The organism is Brevibacillus sp. YAE8 (assembly GCF_057543335.1).
This window is the reverse complement of record NZ_BAAIYG010000015.1, coordinates 29,810-47,487: the sequence shown is the minus strand read 5'-3', so window position 1 is coordinate 47,487 and position 17,678 is coordinate 29,810. Positions and strand designations below refer to the sequence as shown.

At 50.6% G+C, this 17,678-nt stretch carries 23 protein-coding genes; 2 read left to right on the top strand and 21 right to left on the bottom strand.

From position 1 onward, the window contains the following. Nucleotides 1–2: 2 nt before the first annotated feature. From AC27IT_RS17195 to AC27IT_RS17175, 5 genes are all read right to left on the bottom strand, one after another. Nucleotides 3–596: a hypothetical protein gene (locus AC27IT_RS17195; protein ID WP_487091982.1), complete on the bottom strand. Its 594-nt coding sequence runs from the start codon at nucleotides 594–596 to the stop codon at nucleotides 3–5. Then, on the bottom strand, nucleotides 593–3,058 hold the full coding sequence (locus AC27IT_RS17190) for a hypothetical protein (protein WP_487091981.1): 2,466 nt from the start codon (nucleotides 3,056–3,058) through the stop codon (nucleotides 593–595). Before AC27IT_RS17190 ends, AC27IT_RS17195 begins: the two co-directional genes overlap by 4 nt. Nucleotides 3,059–3,442: 384 nt before the next feature. Then, nucleotides 3,443–3,730, bottom strand: a complete 288-nt coding sequence (locus AC27IT_RS17185) for a hypothetical protein (protein ID WP_487091980.1) — start codon at nucleotides 3,728–3,730, stop codon at nucleotides 3,443–3,445. Between the two features lie 178 nt (nucleotides 3,731–3,908). After that, complete coding sequence (locus tag AC27IT_RS17180) at nucleotides 3,909–4,724, bottom strand: phage antirepressor KilAC domain-containing protein (protein WP_487091979.1); 816 nt, start codon at nucleotides 4,722–4,724, stop codon at nucleotides 3,909–3,911. 45 nt (nucleotides 4,725–4,769) lie between these two features. Beyond that, a complete protein-coding gene (locus tag AC27IT_RS17175) occupies nucleotides 4,770–4,976 on the bottom strand; it encodes a helix-turn-helix transcriptional regulator (protein ID WP_487091978.1) in 207 nt (68 codons plus the stop codon). A gap of 76 nt (nucleotides 4,977–5,052) precedes the next feature. Here AC27IT_RS17175 and AC27IT_RS17170 point away from each other — a divergent pair, with 76 nt between their 5' ends. Beyond that, nucleotides 5,053–5,613: a helix-turn-helix domain-containing protein gene (locus AC27IT_RS17170; RefSeq protein ID WP_487091977.1), complete on the top strand. Its 561-nt coding sequence runs from the start codon at nucleotides 5,053–5,055 to the stop codon at nucleotides 5,611–5,613. Nucleotides 5,614–5,851: 238 nt separating this feature from the next. On the opposite strand, the gene AC27IT_RS17165 is transcribed toward AC27IT_RS17170, so the two are convergent. Beyond that, nucleotides 5,852–5,902, bottom strand: a complete 51-nt coding sequence (locus tag AC27IT_RS17165) for a putative holin-like toxin (RefSeq protein WP_231504337.1) — start codon at nucleotides 5,900–5,902, stop codon at nucleotides 5,852–5,854. A gap of 253 nt (nucleotides 5,903–6,155) precedes the next feature. Here AC27IT_RS17165 and AC27IT_RS17160 point away from each other — a divergent pair, with 253 nt between their 5' ends. Next, complete coding sequence (locus AC27IT_RS17160; RefSeq protein WP_487091976.1) at nucleotides 6,156–6,335, top strand: hypothetical protein; 180 nt, start codon at nucleotides 6,156–6,158, stop codon at nucleotides 6,333–6,335. A gap of 252 nt (nucleotides 6,336–6,587) precedes the next feature. Here AC27IT_RS17160 and AC27IT_RS17155 read toward each other — a convergent pair whose 3' ends face one another. The 15 genes from AC27IT_RS17155 to terS all read right to left on the bottom strand — a co-directional run bounded on the left by AC27IT_RS17155 (nucleotide 6,588) and on the right by terS (nucleotide 17,529). After that, entirely contained in the window at nucleotides 6,588–7,049 is a 462-nt protein-coding gene (locus AC27IT_RS17155) for a hypothetical protein (RefSeq protein WP_487091975.1), read from the bottom strand. Nucleotides 7,050–7,061: 12 nt separating this feature from the next. After that, a complete protein-coding gene (locus AC27IT_RS17150) occupies nucleotides 7,062–7,514 on the bottom strand; it encodes a hypothetical protein (protein ID WP_487091974.1) in 453 nt (150 codons plus the stop codon). After that, nucleotides 7,515–8,852 (bottom strand): phage tail sheath subtilisin-like domain-containing protein, encoded by a 1,338-nt coding sequence (locus tag AC27IT_RS17145; RefSeq protein WP_487091973.1) that lies wholly within the window; start codon nucleotides 8,850–8,852, stop codon nucleotides 7,515–7,517. Between the two features lie 2 nt (nucleotides 8,853–8,854). Beyond that, complete coding sequence (locus AC27IT_RS17140; RefSeq protein ID WP_487091972.1) at nucleotides 8,855–9,049, bottom strand: hypothetical protein; 195 nt, start codon at nucleotides 9,047–9,049, stop codon at nucleotides 8,855–8,857. Beyond that, entirely contained in the window at nucleotides 9,049–9,513 is a 465-nt protein-coding gene (locus AC27IT_RS17135; RefSeq protein ID WP_487091971.1) for a hypothetical protein, read from the bottom strand. Before AC27IT_RS17135 ends, AC27IT_RS17140 begins: the two co-directional genes overlap by 1 nt. After that, nucleotides 9,513–9,995 (bottom strand): HK97 gp10 family phage protein, encoded by a 483-nt coding sequence (locus AC27IT_RS17130; protein WP_487091970.1) that lies wholly within the window; start codon nucleotides 9,993–9,995, stop codon nucleotides 9,513–9,515. The genes AC27IT_RS17135 and AC27IT_RS17130 overlap by 1 nt, the downstream gene beginning before the upstream one ends. Beyond that, complete coding sequence (locus AC27IT_RS17125; protein ID WP_260507524.1) at nucleotides 9,995–10,162, bottom strand: hypothetical protein; 168 nt, start codon at nucleotides 10,160–10,162, stop codon at nucleotides 9,995–9,997. The genes AC27IT_RS17130 and AC27IT_RS17125 overlap by 1 nt, the downstream gene beginning before the upstream one ends. Nucleotides 10,163–10,317: 155 nt before the next feature. Then, nucleotides 10,318–10,698: a head-tail connector protein gene (locus AC27IT_RS17120; RefSeq protein WP_487091969.1), complete on the bottom strand. Its 381-nt coding sequence runs from the start codon at nucleotides 10,696–10,698 to the stop codon at nucleotides 10,318–10,320. Then, nucleotides 10,664–10,894 (bottom strand): hypothetical protein, encoded by a 231-nt coding sequence (locus tag AC27IT_RS17115; RefSeq protein WP_487091968.1) that lies wholly within the window; start codon nucleotides 10,892–10,894, stop codon nucleotides 10,664–10,666. The genes AC27IT_RS17120 and AC27IT_RS17115 overlap by 35 nt, the downstream gene beginning before the upstream one ends. Then, entirely contained in the window at nucleotides 10,894–11,826 is a 933-nt protein-coding gene (locus AC27IT_RS17110; RefSeq protein ID WP_487091967.1) for a major capsid protein, read from the bottom strand. The genes AC27IT_RS17115 and AC27IT_RS17110 overlap by 1 nt, the downstream gene beginning before the upstream one ends. Nucleotides 11,827–11,841: 15 nt before the next feature. Beyond that, nucleotides 11,842–13,074, bottom strand: coding sequence for an XkdF-like putative serine protease domain-containing protein (locus AC27IT_RS17105; protein WP_487091966.1), 1,233 nt, complete (start codon nucleotides 13,072–13,074; stop codon nucleotides 11,842–11,844). A gap of 83 nt (nucleotides 13,075–13,157) precedes the next feature. Next, a complete protein-coding gene (locus AC27IT_RS17100; protein ID WP_487091965.1) occupies nucleotides 13,158–13,988 on the bottom strand; it encodes a phage minor head protein in 831 nt (276 codons plus the stop codon). After that, nucleotides 13,981–15,417 (bottom strand): phage portal protein, encoded by a 1,437-nt coding sequence (locus AC27IT_RS17095; RefSeq protein WP_487091964.1) that lies wholly within the window; start codon nucleotides 15,415–15,417, stop codon nucleotides 13,981–13,983. Before AC27IT_RS17095 ends, AC27IT_RS17100 begins: the two co-directional genes overlap by 8 nt. Next, nucleotides 15,417–16,760: a PBSX family phage terminase large subunit gene (locus tag AC27IT_RS17090; RefSeq protein WP_487091963.1), complete on the bottom strand. Its 1,344-nt coding sequence runs from the start codon at nucleotides 16,758–16,760 to the stop codon at nucleotides 15,417–15,419. The genes AC27IT_RS17095 and AC27IT_RS17090 overlap by 1 nt, the downstream gene beginning before the upstream one ends. Next, on the bottom strand, nucleotides 16,747–17,529 hold the full coding sequence (gene terS, locus AC27IT_RS17085) for a phage terminase small subunit (protein ID WP_487091962.1): 783 nt from the start codon (nucleotides 17,527–17,529) through the stop codon (nucleotides 16,747–16,749). The genes AC27IT_RS17090 and terS overlap by 14 nt, the downstream gene beginning before the upstream one ends. Nucleotides 17,530–17,678: the final 149 nt, after the last annotated feature.

The following is a 17,678-nucleotide window of genomic DNA, read 5'->3' as shown; positions in this document are numbered from 1 at the left end:
CCTCACTGTACACGCGAAAGCTTGAAGTCCTGTATCTTCTTGTCGATACGGTTACGTTGTATCTGCTGGAGGGCCGGGTCGCTAATAAACCCTGTCGTACTCGCCTTTTTAGCTTTCTTCCCGCTGGTGTTGGGCCGTGCCTTTTGTTGCTTGGCAATCACGCTGGCCGGACTCAAAACCTGTGTCTGGTTGCTCCATGTGACGAACTCGTCTTTGACAAACAACGGCAGTTCAATTGAGCCATGAAAGTCGACGTATTTGCCCGTGAACCGACCATCTACAGGGCCGATTAACACATTCCACGCAAGGTCCAGCTCGTCGATAGTCAAGAGCACCTCAGTGCCAACAAGTCGGTCGATACCTGCAAGCCAGGCGCGCGGCCCCTGATAGCCCTGCACCTCGATAAAGTCAGCCTCGATGTCGCCCGGCAAGAAAAATTCAAAGGCAATTGACTTGGGGCGGCGGCCAGATATGCGGTTTGATGTCAGCAGCGTGATGCTTGTCGTGCTCTCTGTGTCGTTGCCGTATCCGCGAAACTCGATTTCAGCAGGCGTGACCGGGAACGTCAGGCGGTACTTTCCTTGAAGTCGTATCATGTCACCGCACCCCCTCGTGTTTCCAGTGAGTCGATGAAGGCCTTCTCAATGATTCTCTTGATTTCGTTCGAGACGGACGGGTCACGTAGCAGCCGGAGCATGCCAGCGACATCCTGCAGCACGCCATCCGCTTTGAGTGTGATCGGCATAGCTGAGATCGTCAGAGAAGCGAGTTTCGGCTTTTCTTCCTGCGCCTTCACTGGCGGCACGACCGGAATCGGCGGCCCAAGCACGGGCGGCTGTACCTGTGCACGAATCTGATCGCGAAATTCTTGCGGCACGGGCTTGTACATTTTCGGTACTTCTGGGGTTGGCGGAGCTTCCTGCCAGTACGTCTTCACTTTGTCAAAGAGAGCGCCGCCACCAAACGCGCCAGCAATGCCGCCGACAATCCCGCCGATGGCCGTACCAAGCCCAGGCACAACCGAACCTATCGCAGCGCCTGCCGCAGCGCCGCCCCAGCCCCCAAGCGCTTCTGAGCCGACCTTGCCCGCCATATCCAGTTTGTCATCAGCGGTGAGTATTTGGCCCGCGCCAATGATCGCGCCGATATACGGCAGTTTTCGAGCGAGAAAGCCCCCGGTTGACTTTACTCCTTCCCAGGCGCTTTTTGCGCCTTTTGCAACTGTATCACCGTCCGGTAGCAGCCCGCCGACGCTCCTTAGCTTTTCGCGCCAGCCGGACTTCGTGGCTTCCGGTGGCACCGAACCTCCATATGCCATCTTTTTGGTCTCTTCTGCCGCTTGCCACGCTTTCTTTGCCGGATCATCTTTACCTCCCCAGCTCATTGGGTTCCACCACTGGCGCTTTTTGCCGCCGCCTTTGCCACCTTTTCCTCGCTTGTCGGGGCCGCCGGGGAGATCGACGTCTGGCATTTCGCCGCCCACACTTCTTCTAATGCGATCTCCCACCCCTTCGATAGCCTTTTTGAATAAATACAGGGAGGCTGTAGTAGCAATGAGCCCTGTTCCTAAAACTCCGACTGCTGCACCAGTTGGAAGTCCGTCCAAAAATGATTTGAATTTTTTTGTTGCATCCGCAGCCCATCTCATAGCTGGTTCAAGGTCTTCCGCTATCACTGTCCCTAATGCGATAAGCTCATTGGACAGCATGGTTTTAGCCTCCAAAAATCCTCTCAGTGGATCATTTGCCTGAAACGTCTTAAACGACTGCTCCAGTACCCCGTTGTAATTGAATTGACTTGGGTCGGCCATCCCTATACGCCCAGCGGCACTTATCATTTTCTGGTACATCTCTTTCCCCAGGTCTTCTCCAGGACCACCCCCTAACTCGTTAAGTAAATTCTGGAGAACTTTTTGATTCTGAATCCCCCCGAACTGTTGCATCAACGCACCTACCGCGAACTGCTGATCTGCTGCAGACCCAGAGTTAATTAGCTCTGTGATTTTCTTGGCTTCAGCTTCAGATCGTTTTTGGGCTTCCTCCGCAGACAGACCTTGGGTCTCGTATGCCGTTTTGAGTACGTTTGTTAGGTCGCCTTGGTTGTACAGCTTCAACGTTGACTCTTTTAAAGCGTCGAACCCCTTATCAATCGACCAAAGTTGATTCATTTCTTTCATGAGCGCTGCCAACTTTTCTGGCGTGTCCAAAAATTTAGTTACCTGGGTTGAATATTCAACAATGGAGTCTAGCGCTTCTCCGCGAATGTCAGTTGTTGTGCGCGTAATCTCGGCAAGCGTATCCCCAAACCTACCGACATCCGTAATATCCTTCCACGCTTGTTGCATCGCGATCATCGCCTTTTGATACTCTTCGACGCCGCCCATGTCTGGTCTGATCGCATTGAGTTGCAAAGCCTGCTTTGTAATTTCAGCCCCATGTACACCGTCAAAGCGTGTTGCCTGCGTCATCAAGTCCTTGATATAGGTGCGGTCCACGTTGGGATTAATCATCGCCAACTCTTGAGCTTGCCGCTGATACTGAGCCAACTCTTCCGGTGTATCTCCCAACAACGCTCGTCTGGCGTTGGCTTGCGTCTCCAGGATTAGGCTATCGATATATCCAGCCCCGAAATAAGCAGAAGCTGCTCCTATCATTCCGCCTGTTGCTAATCCTCCACCTGCATTTGCTACCTCGGTTTGTATTCTGGCTTTTTCTGCATTGAGCGCTTGCACTTCTTGACGGATCGCTTCGATCTCACGCCTTGCCTGGTCATCGATTGTGACCTTTGGCATTGCCCTTGTGGAATCGAGTCCACCTAGTTGTCGCTTCAAGTCTTGAATCTCACGCTGCATCTTTTCTAATTCACGGTTAAAACCATAAGCGCTCCGTTCTGCCTCTTGCTTCATCTTGCGCATTTCTTTTATCATTTGTTCGGTGGCATCATCCAGCCCCATCATTTCCTTTACGGTTTTTCGGGTCATTTTGACAACTTCCGCAAGCTCTGGTGTAATGCGGTTTCGTGCCTGTAATTGCGCGGTGATTCCTACAACGGTACCCACTTTATTACCCCCTTTTAATCCAAAGCAAAAGGCACCTTGATAGGTGCCTTCACTAATAAATTGTGTAGTAAACAATTGACCAACCAAGTAACGCAATTAATAACGGCAATGTAATACTTACGAGAAAACCAACTGTGTCGGCTAGTAAATTGGTCAAAAATCTACCTTCTACATGTTTTGTTTTTTTAAACAAACCACTTATTAAGTTTATGAAAAATAGTATTACACCGATAAAAATCAGGATGAAACCTAATAAGGTTAGCATGTTTTCCCCTCCCGCCTACATTCTACCCCACCTCCTTTAATGAGTCAGTCCAAACAGTTCGGGAACAACCGACAAGATACGACAAAAAGCACACCCGAGTTTGAGTGTGCTTTCGCGATTTAGTGAACTGGCTGACCAAACGCATAGTCGAGCAGTTGCTCGTATTTCCCTTTTATGATGGCCCATATCACTTGGGCAAGAAAGTCCAATCGAATGTCATCAGGCTGATCTTTAAGTACGTCAACAATCACTTGTGGCGATATATATCTATTGTCTTCGGCAACTTTCCTCCAATCGAATCTGAGGTGGTGGAACATCTGACTATATGTTGTTATGTCTCTTGGAGGGTGGGTTTGGTATATTTTTTTGATTAAATCAATTTCTTTCGAGCCTATGACTTTGCTCATAACTCCGGTTCCTCCTTAAACTTCGGAGGCAACACCACGTTTACAACCGTGCTGTCTGTGATATACTGTTATGTAAAGGGCGTTGCCCCGGTTATTTATGAGTTCATCTTCTTGTCCCGCCAAGAACTGAGAAGATGGACTTTTTATTTTGTTTTTCTACCATGGTTATCATATCCCCTCATGCGACGTTTCCATCTTTGAATTTGTTTATGAAATATACCTGCCCCTTCCCCGTAACTTTAGGCGTCTTGCTTATGGTAATGTGACCATCTGAATGAGTGACGCTAGTCTCCTTGATTTCAAAAAGCCCCATTTCCATCGACTTTTGTGTCGGCATATTGTAGTCAGTTCCTTTTCTCTTTATCAGGTAGCCATTTTCACGCAGCCATTGAAAAAGACGATTTTGTCCAATCTGTATGCCGTTTTGTTTAAGGATTTTGGCAAGTTCACCAACCAGAATGCTTGTCTTACTTGTAGTGACAGCTTCTGCAAAAATGACCTTTGGTTTGTCAGCTTCGATTTGTTTTTGTGCTGCGATACGTGCCTCGCGCTCTGCTTTCAGATCAGTCGCCAGACGTATTAGTGTATCAGGGTTCAGCAAAACTTCCTCTAGCTTCTCTGGCGTCAGATATGCGCCGTGCTTCTGTACGGATGGAAGCATGTCCTCGTATAGCCAATCTTGAAACGGCTCAGCCTTTGGTTTTTCAGACTTACCAAGAACACGATTCAATGCAAGGTTTGTGATAAATGCTTCACCTGCGTTATTTAATTTTCGGATTCGGTTTAACGCCGAAACCGAAATATCGCTATTTTTAACAATGAACACTTGTCCTTTTTTGCAAAACTTCGTTACTTCTTCGGTCCTTGCATATTCAAGAACTGTCGAAACGCTTTTAGCCAAGATTAGAAAATCACCGTGAAAGTCAAAATTAACATCTTCTTTAAACAGTATCATCACTTCTTGACCTTCAAATAATTTTAATTGAGTGCTCATTTTCCAGCCTCCTTGCCCTTTTGTTTACCTTTTACTACAATATGTTTACGCAACTTCACCAAGCAGTTCATCAATAGTACTTAACTTAAACAATTCCTTTAGCTTTACAGCGATGTCGATAGATAGCCGGCAATTTCCATTTTCGATCTTGTTGTAGTATTGCTGAGAAATACCGCAGTGCTTAGCAACTTCTTTTTGAGTAAGGAAATTAATCCTTCGATAGTATTCAATTTTGTTTTTTGGTATAGCCATTTGATTTCCTCCTTTCACTTTTATGTTTTAATTATACAACTATATGTTTTAAGGTCAATACTATGAGGTGTTTTTTATGATGATTTTTTCGCAACGTTTAAAGTGGCTCCGCGAGAAAAAAGGGTTCACCCAAAAGGAGATGGCTGAAAAGCTAGGCATATCTCAGCAGTATTATGGTCGATTTGAAAAAGGAGCAGGGCAACCTAACCTTGAAACTCTGTTTAAATTAAGGTACATACTAGGTGAATCACTCGATTTTTTATTAGGTGTATACCTAGAAGACTATCTGGCAGAAGAACTGTACGATGAGTATATTGAAGCTAGGATGAACCGCGAAGATGCTGAGCATCAGTTAAAAGTAGTTGAAGAACTTTATGATGAATCAAGCCCAAATTTCGAATCACACCTTAACGCGATAGTTAATATCAGGAGTAGACTACAACAGTTGAAGTCCAAAGAAGAAAATGCATTGAACAAGTTTTTTGATTATCTGACTCAAATACCGGGTATTGACGGCGAGTATGCACAAAAGGAGTTCTGGATCAAAAGATACGAAACTGCAACTGGCGAACAAGACAGTTATGAGACTAAACTTATCCGAAGTATCGAAGAGATACAAAAAGACGCTCCCGAGTGAGAGCGTCTTTATCGTTTCATTCTGTTACCAATTGCTCTATGCAAATAAAGAATTAAAAACATTGCTGTAACTGAAACATTGCAGTAATATTGGTTATATAAGTCGTATAACTCGCTTACAATAAAAATGACCGTAGGTGCTCGCAACACCTACGGCCTGCACAATAGACGTTCCCCCCAGGGGGGCGGCTCAATTAATCAGCGAAAAGACCGCCTGGCCTTCCAAGCTCAAGGGCGGTCTATTTCTTTTTGAGGTAAGTCAGCAAAGCCAAGATGAACATACCGAACATGAACATCAATGACAGCGCTTGATAGACCTCCATCAGCCTCACCCCCTTTCTACTGGGGATGAGCCGACCACCCTTGAGGAGCCGATTCTATTGTACATGGAAGATTATAGCACGAAGACACTCTCGGTCGGGAGTGTCTTCGTTATTTCTCTCTTCGTGACCACATGTTTTAAGAAGGTAGAATCAATACACTTTCCGACAGGATTCCCCATCTTTTCTGTTGAATGGTAGCTGCTGGAAGGGGGTGAGACAAATGAAAGAGATCGATTTTCAAGCCATTGAAGAAGTAATCATCCAAAAACACATCAACTCACTCAAAAATCCAGAGAGTGAATTTGCTGTGTCAATGACAAAATTGGCGGCTCGACTGGCTACGTATGCCGTAATGGAGTATCACAAGCAGCTTCAAGCGACTCGGTCAGAGACTGAATAACGCTTTCCTTTATCTTTTCAGACAAGATTGGATCTTGCACCATCTTTATGGTTGTGTTGATGTCAACCGCACGCTGATTTGCAATCTCTTCTCGCACGATTTCTCGAATTCGTCGTTCAGAAAGGAACATTTCATTATCACCTCGCTTAAATGTTGGAGAAGGCTATTGCCCCGCCTTCTCCATCTCCTCAGCTTCTACTGCCTGACACGCCATGATAAACAGCTTCTGCATGTACGGCTCGACTTCGTACTCTACGAGATCGACTGGTCGTCCTCGTCCGCTGAGGAAAGCCCGACAGAGGTGGCTTGCTTCTCCGTCGGTTCGGATGAGTTTTTTAGCTCTTCCACCACTTCCTGCTCTGACTTCACCTTCGAGTTCACTTCGTTTACCTTTTGCAACAGTGCCAGATAGCCTTCTGGATCACGCTCAAAGAGTTTTGCTGGCAGGTCGAACTTGTCTTTTGCCCGATACGCCAGCAACAACTCTTTGCTATTCCACGGGAAGTCGTGTTCGGTGGCCTTAACGATCCGAGCATCGTTGTACTTGTAAGAGTCGAAGCCACCCTCCCTATCGACCGCATGTCGGAAGCAAACGCGCTCTTCAAGCAGTGTGAGTTGCCGCACATTCCACTCTTCGCCGTCGATGGTGACGGTGACTGAACGACGTTGTACAGGCTCCTGTGCTTTCGCCAAGTATTTTTCCAGTTTACTCATGGTTTTCTCCCCCTATTCGATGTATTCAGGCAGCTCGTCCAGATAGTCTGGCTTCTCGTTGGACATGCCTTTGATCTCATACGTCGCGTTATCGTTGCCATCAGCCTTCGCTTCCCACAAGGTCAACTCTTCTGGGTTCAGCACAATGTTGGAAATGCGGACGCGCTCTGTATTGCCCGCCTCTTTGTCCAGTGTCTCGCCTATCAAAAACGGCAGGACAGGTGTCTTGCCTTGTGTCAGTTGCTCAACGCAGTAGTATTTCAGCGCGGCGTTGGTTGCCGTGATCGTCAGGGTCACTTCGACGTGCCAGTCGTTGATCGTCTGGATTTTGCCTTTTTGCAGACGGTTCGTGTCGCCGTACTCGACTTTGAGGACGAATCTGCCCTCCAGCGTCCCGTAGATGGGATCGCCGTTGTCGTCGTAGACTTGGCAGTTTTTCAGTTTGATATCGCGTGCAATAGCCATCTACAGCACCTCCCAGTCGATGTCGAAGTATTCGATGGCATCGAGCGGCTTGGCTTTCAGCAAGAAGCCTCGGCGGTCGCCCTCGCCGTTTTTCAGGTCCGTAAACGACCAGCCCGTATCAATCGCGCCCTGCTGCTCACGAACGGTCATATAGGCGTTGACCGCGGAGACGAACACCGCGCCGCCCAGGTCGTTGTTGCTCAATCTGCCTTTGTACTTTTTGCCCACGGCATTGATGTCGTTGACGATCTGATCGAGTGTCATGCTGACGCGGATTTTGCCGTAGTCTTCGCGGTCTTTCGGGCCGAGTACGGAGAGTGTGTTTACGGCACTCTCGATGATGTACACGTCTCCATCCCGTGTCGCAATCAATGTCCCGGTGCTGAGGGCGTTCAGGATTTCGGTGTGGCCCCAATCCTTCAGTGCCTTTTTCAGCGGCACGACGACCGCGGTCAAAGACTCGTGGGCAGGCGTTGCCGCGATCATGCCCGCTACCCACGCCGCCCACTGCAAGCTGCCGTACACTTTTCCGTTGTTGTGCTGGCCTGCGATGGCGCAATTGACGACAAAACGGGCGTTTTGCGCGACAGAGCGTTCCGTGTGCTTGGTCATGTTTTCGTCGTCATTGCTGCTCCCACCGATGACCAGTGTACTCAGCTTTTTATTCAGCGTACGACGATCGCTCATAAACTGCTTGGCTGCCGCCTGCACAGCCGGATCGTCGAACGGCAGATACATGGCATCAAAGTCAGCGCCGGATACAGCAGCAAAAAGCTTGGTGGCATCGGTTGGAGCCAGGCCAGCGTTGCCAGAGACGCCACCTGTCAGCAGAGTTTCGGCAACGTCTGTGATTGGTGTGTCTCCGATCTTGGAGACACGAACGTAGATGGACTGGGCAGTCTTGGCTACCAGTTCTGTCGCATCAGCAAAGGAGAACTTCTCGGTCTTGATCGGCCCTTTCACCTGCAACTCTTTTTTGCCCAGTTCTGCCGTTGAAGCACTGATGGATACGGCGATACTGTTGCCTTTTGTGCCCGGATACAACGCCTCGATCTGGATAGCATCAGCCTGTGTATAGGCCGCTTTTACCGCGTTGCCGTTTGTCATGCGATAGCCGATGATGGTTGCCCCGCCCTCGGCTGCCAGCTCGATCACATCAACCTCGCCAAAGGTTTCTGAAATGCGCTCGTCATACCCGGTCATCTTGACCATTGTATCCGGCGCCCCCCACTCTGCCTGGTACGGAACCAGCACGACGCCGCTCTTTGGCACGACGCGTTCTTTTGCTTTTGCGATCAGTTCGACCGTTACCCCCGGCCGTTCACGTTGAATGGTCATGACTACACACCGCCTTTGTACTTGGCGATCCGACGCTTTACTTCGCTCTCGGCCACCGCTTGATTGTCTTTCACATCAAAAAGAGCGCCCGCTACTTCAAAGCGTTCTGCCTTGATGTATGCTGCGCTCTCAATCCACTCCTGCTTTGTTCTGCTGATCTCAGGAGCATCGTTACTCTGTTCTTTTCGGACAGCCACTATGACCAGTCCCCCTCGATTTCAAATGTGTTGATTTTCTCGACTTGCGGGCGCGGAATCGCTACTTTGTACTCGAACCGAAAGGTGATTTCCGTCCGGTCTTTTTTGTCCGAGCGGACTCGAAACGACGTGTTGTCGATGTCGATATACAAACCGTCCGTCTTGCCCCGGTAGCTGTATCGCTCGCGGCGAAGCAGTTGCCGCAGCGGATCGGTAGAGATCGGCTCGTACACCTCTTGACCGCCGACCTTACGTTTTGGGTGGTGCAACACGATCCCGGCGTCGGAGATCACTTTGTACGACGTCAGAGTGTTGCCGCGCTCAGTCACTTCCTGCGTCTGAACAAACACAATCGGCGGCTGAAACTTGCCAGATAGCCACACATCCAAGCTATCCAGGATGGCGAGGTCCGGGTACGCCTCGTTTAACAAGTCGATGATGCACGACAACTCACGGTTTTCCATCACTTCACCATCCTTTCCAGTTCAGCTTGCAGCAGTTTTTCTAGCAGTGCCTTCATCCCGCCCCGGAAGTTTTGCAGCGCGATGTCAAAGTATTTCCTGCCGATGAAACTACGTGGTTTCACCGTGAAACCGCTCTTTGCGGATGGATCATAAATAAACCTACCCACACTGTTCCAGTACCCCGGCACGAAATACGGCTTATTGATCGTATACCCGTCGTTGAGGTGCTCGGCATATGTCAGGTTGGAGCCGACCTCAAGCGTCAAGGTGTCTCGATCTCCGTCAAACTCCCAGACGTTGTTGGGATCGCCCTGAGAAAAGGAGTTCCAGAGTGTCCCGGTATCGATCAAGTCCTGGCGGCTCAGTTCCTCGATGACATGGTTAAGCAGTTCTTCGCCCAACTGGTACATGATACGCTCAAGTGCCTGCGGCGCGCCTCGATGCAGCTTTTCCATCCGTTTTTGAAACTCTCGGAAGTCCACTACTCGGCACCTCGCTTCTCCTGGATGGCGATAACAGACAGCAGGCGGCGGCCGGGCGTCACTGCTACAACCACAAAATCACCCCGTCCCGGTAACTCCAGCACGTCGTCTTTGCGGACATCCTCGGTCAGCAAAAACCCGAGTGTGGCTTTATACTCCCATGTCACCGGGTCAGCGTTCGCCGGACGTTGCCAGGACGACTCTACGGCCCGTATACAGCCCATAACTATTCGGGAGGGTAGTTCTATTGTGCTAATCCTGTTGCGCGCGTCTCTGGCCGTTTCTGTGCGTCTCAGAACGATCTGATCGTTCATCCGATGGTTCACAGCAGCATCACCTTTATGTTACCGCCATCGGTCGCCTCAGCTGTGTATGCCATCCACTGGCGCAGCAGCGAGTCGACCAGTGGACTGCCTGTCGTCACAGCTGCCCGATCAACCGACCAGGAGTAGCCCTGATCGGACTCTGATGTGATGCCGCGCGCCTCTGCACCAAGTACCTCGTCATTATCCGTGAGGGCCATCGCTTCGACCAAGCGAAAATGAGCGACTTCCAGACGGCCGTCATCATCTACGAACGGTCGCGATGTGAACAACTCAATGCGCACTTTGGCCTCGTCGATGAGGTAAGAAAGCCGCTCAGGAGTCATTTCCTGAACGGCCCGTGTGCTACTCTGCTGCTTTACCTTCTCCGGCGTCAGCATCGGTTCCACCCTCTTCTGATTTGCCCTCAGCTTTCTTACGGCTAGCAGGCTTCACTTCCTCCAGCAGTTCAAAATCCTTGCGTTCTTTCAGTTTCGCAAGAACCTTGGCGTCATCCACCCGCACAAGCTTGTCCTTCTCAAAACGATAACCGTAAGCTTGCAGCGAGGCGTTTGCTCCGATAAATTTAACGAGCATCAAAACTCCACCCCTTCGACGTAGGCAACCGCTGCTGGTTCCTCGAAGATCGGGTCAAAGTCGGAGTGGATCGCGTAGAAACGTTTGTCAGCGTAGATGGCTTCTTTGCCCTCCGTCGTCTTGCGAATCTGCATGTCATAGGTATGCACCATGACAAAGTTCGGCTGGTACGTGAACAGGATCGCGCCTTCTGGCATGTGCGGGACTTCCTCCACGTCGTAGGCGTTGATCTTTTTCACTCCGCCAGTGATTTGCAGTTGCACTGCCGCCGAGTTATCCAGCTCCGCCAGCTTTTGCAGTCGCTTGGAGTAGGTGTTCGGGTGCATGAAGTATTTGAAGGTGCCGCCCGTGCGCTGGCGTGTCGGAATGGCACGCTCCAACTCAAACAGAATACCCTTTTTCTCGCTGGCGGAGATCGTTGCCCAATCAATGTAGTTCCCGTTTGCCTTCGCCAGCTTCAGCCAGCCGTCATTGATCTTCAAAAAGTCATAGTCAGGGTTGCCGGAATCTGTTGCGGTGTCGCCGTTAAAGCCCAGGTCCTGCATATTGTCGCCATAGTTCAGTGTCATGTGGCGAAGAATGACTTCTTCCGCATTTTGTCCGCGCACGCGCTGCGTCTGACGAATGAACTCCTCCGTGATCTCGAACGGCAGAACAACAGGCGTAACCGAGTAAGGCACTTGTGGGAAGGTTGGCTTTTTTGTGTTCGTCGCCATGACATCTTCAACCTTCGAACGGAGATTCCGACCAGTCACCCCGATCTTGTCGATAGTTCCTTGAGCCGACGTCCGCGTCTCGTGTCGGATACCTTTCAAGAAAGCTGTGGAGTCATACGCCATGTCCATGAACTTTTCGACTTGTTTATAGTTGAGCGCCGAAGAGTCGTTTGTTGTTACTGTTGCAGATTTGATGATCTGTCCGTTTTTATTCATGCTCTTCATTCCTCCTTACAACAGCCCAGCAAAGGAACTGCCGTCATCTTTTTGGATTGTGCCATCACCTGGTGTCTGTTGGCTGGCACCACGTGCGTTCTTAATAAACTGCACTTCTTGACCCAGTGTCTCGACTTGCTTCGAGAGTGGCTCCAGCGCTTTTGTGATCGCGTCAGTCAACGCGGCAGTGGCCGGATCGGTTTGTTGTCCGCCAGTCTCCCCGCCGTTTTCGGCCTTCTTCAACTCAGCCACTTCTGCTTGCAGGTCGGTCAACTGTTTGGTAATAGGCGTCATAGCCGCCTCTACTGCCTTTTGAATGTCTTCTGCTTTCACGTCATCGTCCTCCTTGTTTCCTGTCTGGTCGTCTACTTCGGCCAGCAGGTCAGTGATTGTGGTATGGACTTGCTTCAATTTGTCCAAGCGAGCTGCGGATAGCTTCTTGCCTGCCTTGGCAATCTCTACAGGCGGTTTGCCCAACGCTTTGGCAATATCGCTTGCGCCGAGAATTTCTTGCAAAATATCAGCAAAGTCCTGAATAGCTTCCCTTGCCTTTTCAGGATCGCTTTCAAACTCATATCGATCAGTTTGCCAGTTGTAACGGCGGATAGTGGTTTCAAAGGCATTCCAAGCGTTCCAAAAGTCGTTTGTTTTTTTATTCCGCTCGTACTTGTCTTTGACATCACCTTTGATGATGCGGGAGACAGCTTTGGCAATCGAATGCAAAAGCCCCTTCTCTACCGTTTCATCGTCGGTATCCGAAGAGGCTCCCTCAATCTTCTCCCGTTTCCCCACTCCCCACATGGAAAAACCAGTGATTTCGCCTTTCTCGATCTGTTCCCATGTATCGGCGTCCGTCACCTTAACACCAGCGACCCATGACCCTTTTTTGATTTCCTGATCGCCAAGAGCCATGTCCAGCGGGGCAATGTACGACTCGACCACATAGCCTTTATCAGCTTCAAGATCGTGCTGCTTGTCGATGTTGTAGGTGTTCTGTCGCTCCATAAAGCCGTGAGCTGCCTTTTCGATCTCTTCGGCGGTCATCATATCACCGTGAGCATCTGCGACGTCTGGCTCATAGACAAGGCCGTACACGATCTGCTTGGCTTTGTCCGCTTTGGCGATGCGGATATCCTTTTGCAACGGCTCCTTGCCCTCTTCCTTGATGATCGCGAACGGGCGGCCATTGGCTCCCTTGTCTACCAAGGAGATATGCGTAATCTTTGCGTCCTTTAGTGCATATGGCACTATATTCACCCCCTCTCTGGTCGCGTAAGAATTACATCTTCTGTGCTACCTGGTATCGACCTCATCTTTCTCACCCCCTTTTATTAGTCGAATAAAGATTGCATCGTGCAACGGCAATGAATGAATTCTTCCGGTCTGCCGTCAGGGTCACCTGGATACATCAGTTTGCTCTTTCCTACTTTGAAAGGCTCATCCAGCTTCCTGACTTGGCCATTAGCCCTTTTATGCGTATCACGCGTGCGCTTGTTGTTCGCAGCACGCCAGCGCTTCTTTTTGACAAGACCAGACTGCTTCCAGCCCTCCAGCTTACCGCCGTTTGCCGCCGCAGTAGAAATCGTCCGCGATACCCTCACGGCGCGAGTCATCGAGAACGGCCCTTCCTCGCCGTTGGCTGCCTGCTTGCTTACCTCTTTGACCAGCATAGCGCGTTCTGCTGGTGTCTCGCCGCTTTCGATCGCGCGCTGGAAAGAACGCAGCATGTGATCGGCTGCAGTGTTGTTCATGGCAGGTACTAGCTTTTTCAGCTTCTTGGCGAACTTGGCTGCTGCCTTGTTCTGTTGCTCCCACTTTGCCTCCGGGTTAATCCCTATTGCCTCGGATTCTCCTGCAAGATGGAACAGCGGCATGAATGCGTCATAAACAGCTTGTTCGAACTTCTCCTGAAAAAAGTCTCCTGCCTGGACAGCGACAATCACTTTCCACAACTCATCAGCGTCTACAGCCAACTCGTCGCTCAGTTCCTGGATCGCTTCGTCGAGTGCCTTTCCTTGCAACTCCAGTATGTCAGCGATTGCTTCCTCGCCCTCTTTGTACAGCTTATCCAGCAACGCGCGCTCGGCATGGGTCAGGTCAAGGCTATCGAGAAAATCATCATCGTCAGCTTTGGCAATCAGGTACAGGCACTGGTCACACATGCTGGCGATCCCTCGTTTCTCGGAGCAATCGCTTGGCAACCGTAGCCAGCTTTTCTTCCGGGTCTGCGCCATGTTCCAATACCCCGAACGAATCAGGTGCAGGGGTAAGCTGCGAGATCGGCGTGTCCAGATAGCCTGCTGGGTAACGGCCCTCGTCGATGACAGCTCCCAACACTTCTTCTGCGATCGGAATGAGGTCACGGACAACCAAAATCCCCCGGTCGGCCAGGTAATCCAGCATGGCCTTGCGCTCTTCTGGGTCACTGATTTTCGGGCTGCGAAGGATCGCCTTTACCCGGTAAACACCGATCGAAGGAAGTAGGCGTTTGTTGAAAATCTCGTCCATGAGCCACTTTCGGTATGGCTGGAAGACTTGTTCCTCCGCGATACGGCGGGCATTGTCGCTAGTCGCACGGTTGTAGTCCTCCGACTCGCCAGTTAGGATAGGCGGCAGACGGAAAGAAGATCGTGTTTCCTTCCGCTTTTCTCGGTTGTACTCAAGAAAAAGAGCATCTTGCTGGAGAAGGTCGTTCAATTTGTCCAGCTTGATGCTCGTTTTCTCCTTTTCTTCGCCCGTAAGACCCTTGTCATAGCCCTGTACTTCGAGATATAGGATACCGCCGTGTGAGCCCTTCCCCTTTGCTGCCTTCAGGGCCTCAATCGACTTCGGGGCCAGTTCCCCGTTCATGACAGTCAAGATCATCGCCAGCATGCGCCCGTTGTCAAAGTAGTCGAGATTCAGTTCCTCCGCCTTCCTCGAACCGACTACGCCCGGCGAGTTGCCCGACCATCGCGGCTCGCCATACGTACCGTTGCCGAGCTGCAGGTGGATGACTTCGTTTCCCTCTCCAGGTGCTCCGAACTCCCGGAACCACGTAATGCTGGCCCCTCTCTTCTGCGCGTATCTTCGCACCCATTTGGATTGCGTGAATTCTTCAACCTTTCCCTGCACCAATCGTCGGTACTTCATGTCAACCTTTTCTAGCGGTGCCGTGCAGCGCATATACTCCGGCGGAATCCGGTATATGGCAGGCAATCCGCCGCCGTGCGCCACCTCGATATACGCGTTACCGCAATGCTCAATGTCTTCGACTAGCTGGCTCAACAGTTGTTCAACCGATTCCTCCAGATTGGCTGTCTGCATAAAACGGTCGGCAACATCCCATTCAGCCTTCGCAGTGTCATCACTTTGGCCTGGCAGGTACTCCAGCGAATAGCCATATCCAGTGACGTTTGTCTTGTACGCTTCGACACACTGCGGGATGATATTGCTCTGCTTTACTACCTGCACGCATGCCAACGGGTCAAGTGTTGGTCGTATCAGCTTGTGTTCGTCGTACTCATGTTCAAACTGATCGGTAACTAGCTGCTGGCTTTCGCCGCCACTCTCTGCCTTGCCAATCGGGTACCACCCTGTAGCGTCCGACATTAAATCCAGCCTCCTCCCCCGTTACGTCGTCTTTCTTCGCGTTTGGACGTCTTACGCAGCAGATGCCACATGGTATACAGTGCATACCGCAGCGCGTCCAGCGCGTGGTCGTTCTCTTTTACCACCTCGTCTTCTCCCCTTGCCTGTGCTTTTGGGTCCCATAGGTAGGAAAAAAACTCCCGAATTAGGTTGACACATGAACGATGCACAAAAAGACGACCTTCATGTCCATCCAGTAACTGTTGGACCAATTGAATGCCGTCGATCACATCGTTACTCGCGCCCTTGATGGAGAAACCGCGCTTTTTGAACTCGATGATAAGCGCTGCTGCCGATGGATCAAGGAAAATATACTCGGGCTTGTCCGAGCCAAGAAAGTGAATAAACTCATCTGCATATTGCGAAACGGTCTTTTGCCGCGCTTGTGATTCTTCTTCGCTCGTACTCTTCTTCTTCTGACCAGCCCCGTAGTAATACTCCCTGATGACGTAAAAGTCCGTACCCTTCTGGCCAATCAACAGGAATGTCGTCGGGTTGTTCATCCCGTAGTCACCGCCGACAAACAGCCTATCGAACGAATCAGGCAATTCGTCAACGACATGAACATCCTCATCAAACATGTCATATACGATGCCCGCAGCCATCACCCACAAACCGAGAATGTACCTTTTGAAGAATACTCCGCTGAACATTCGTCGAAAGCGCTCTTTCGTGCGCTCGGAGAGACTCAGGTTGTCATCCATCGTAAAGTGGAGCACAAGGATTTTCTTTTCCTTCGCTTTGTCGATGAAATCGGTCTTGAACCAGTGATACGGCCCGGCAGGGTTACAGTTGAAGAATATCTTCGCCCCGTTGCCGTCGGTCTCTGCCGAGCAACGGCCTATCGCCTGATCGACAAACGAGCGCGGAAACAGCGCCACCTCATCCAGGTATGCTCCGGCTGCCGTCAGCCCCTGCAACGTATCCTGGCTGGCCTCGTTGTTGGCGCCGAATAGGTAGTAGGTGTTCGTGCCGATGATGATATGCGGGTTTTCTGAGCGGTGATAGTGATAGTCGATTCCCTTCGCCGTCAGAATCTGAAACATCGGTTCCAGGACGTTACGTTTGAGCGCGCCCATCGACTTCCCGGCCACGATGAAGTTTTGCTGGCGATGTTTTGCCAGCGACCAGGTGATAAACGAATCAATGCAACCGATGGTTTTACCCGACCGGATCGCACCCTCGGCGATCACCATGTCATAGTCGCGATACGGACTGCTGTCCGTCCACCACATTAGCAACTTTTTTTGCTTGAGGCTAAAAGGCACGAACTTGAACGACGTGGTTTTCTTACGCCTCTTCATCGTTGCTGTTCACCTCATCCGCGAAAACCTCTGCTGCCTGCGCGTCCAGTGCCGCAGCATACCCGCTGTTTTGAGCGTGTGCATCGCCGTCGGAATCCCCACGCAGGTTCCCAACCTCCAGCTTCAACTTCTCCACCCTCAAGCGCTGCTCTTCGGTCGCCAGCCCCTTGTTGCACATGTCCTCGTATTGCCGGATCAACGACTGCAACGTCGCCATAGCGCGTGACTGCGCCTGGAGGAACGTCGCTTGCTTGTCCCAAGCGTGCTGGTATTCCCACTCTTGTTCAAACGATGTTTCGCCATCCTTTTGCTTTTTTAACACTCGCGTCTCGTCCTGTTGATCGCGGACAAACATGATCTGCTGCGCCCGGATGATCGCCGTGTACTGGATCACAATGTTGTCCCAGAGCATGTCCAGTGGAGACCTAGTTTCGATCTGCTCCATGATCTCCAGTGTCTCTTCCGGGAAAAACTTACGAAAAAAGCCGTGGGTGACGGCGTTCGAGTTGCGCTTCGGCGCAGCTCCTCCCGAGTTTCCCACGGCGTTTTTGTTCCCTTTTGGCGCTCCGGCCTTTGACTCACGTTTGATTGTAGTACTACATTCACCTGTTTGTAGTACTACAATCCACTTGTCACGGCTCTTCCAGTTGCTGATCGTTTTTTCCTTCTCGCCCAGCATTTCAGCAAGTTCGCGATTGGTTATGTCGCCCTTGCGTTCCAGCCATATTTGCAGGGCGCGTTCTCGGTTCGGGCTTCTCGCCTTTGCCATCTACATCATCACCACCACCTATTGAGTTTGTTTTGAAAATCATCTGCTAACTAAAAGTTAGTGAGGTAAACGAGATTTACCTTTCAGCCCAAAAAGGTAAACGGCATTTACCCCCTGAAATCACGATCAAACCCTTGTAACTCTAGGGA

Coding starts and splice junctions, on each gene's coding strand:
- AC27IT_RS17195 (WP_487091982.1), bottom strand. CDS start 596: ATGATACGACTTCAAGGAAAGTACCGCCTGACGTTCCCGGTCACGCCT.
- AC27IT_RS17185 (WP_487091980.1), bottom strand. CDS start 3,730: ATGAGCAAAGTCATAGGCTCGAAAGAAATTGATTTAATCAAAAAAATA.
- AC27IT_RS17180 (WP_487091979.1), bottom strand. CDS start 4,724: ATGAGCACTCAATTAAAATTATTTGAAGGTCAAGAAGTGATGATACTG.
- AC27IT_RS17175 (WP_487091978.1), bottom strand. CDS start 4,976: ATGGCTATACCAAAAAACAAAATTGAATACTATCGAAGGATTAATTTC.
- AC27IT_RS17170 (WP_487091977.1), top strand. CDS start 5,053: ATGATGATTTTTTCGCAACGTTTAAAGTGGCTCCGCGAGAAAAAAGGG.
- AC27IT_RS17160 (WP_487091976.1), top strand. CDS start 6,156: ATGAAAGAGATCGATTTTCAAGCCATTGAAGAAGTAATCATCCAAAAA.
- AC27IT_RS17155 (WP_487091975.1), bottom strand. CDS start 7,049: ATGAGTAAACTGGAAAAATACTTGGCGAAAGCACAGGAGCCTGTACAA.
- AC27IT_RS17150 (WP_487091974.1), bottom strand. CDS start 7,514: ATGGCTATTGCACGCGATATCAAACTGAAAAACTGCCAAGTCTACGAC.
- AC27IT_RS17145 (WP_487091973.1), bottom strand. CDS start 8,852: ATGACCATTCAACGTGAACGGCCGGGGGTAACGGTCGAACTGATCGCA.
- AC27IT_RS17135 (WP_487091971.1), bottom strand. CDS start 9,513: ATGGAAAACCGTGAGTTGTCGTGCATCATCGACTTGTTAAACGAGGCG.
- AC27IT_RS17120 (WP_487091969.1), bottom strand. CDS start 10,698: ATGCTGACGCCGGAGAAGGTAAAGCAGCAGAGTAGCACACGGGCCGTT.
- AC27IT_RS17115 (WP_487091968.1), bottom strand. CDS start 10,894: ATGCTCGTTAAATTTATCGGAGCAAACGCCTCGCTGCAAGCTTACGGT.
- AC27IT_RS17110 (WP_487091967.1), bottom strand. CDS start 11,826: ATGAATAAAAACGGACAGATCATCAAATCTGCAACAGTAACAACAAAC.
- AC27IT_RS17100 (WP_487091965.1), bottom strand. CDS start 13,988: ATGTGTGACCAGTGCCTGTACCTGATTGCCAAAGCTGACGATGATGAT.
- AC27IT_RS17095 (WP_487091964.1), bottom strand. CDS start 15,417: ATGTCGGACGCTACAGGGTGGTACCCGATTGGCAAGGCAGAGAGTGGC.
- AC27IT_RS17090 (WP_487091963.1), bottom strand. CDS start 16,760: ATGAAGAGGCGTAAGAAAACCACGTCGTTCAAGTTCGTGCCTTTTAGC.
- terS (WP_487091962.1), bottom strand. CDS start 17,529: ATGGCAAAGGCGAGAAGCCCGAACCGAGAACGCGCCCTGCAAATATGG.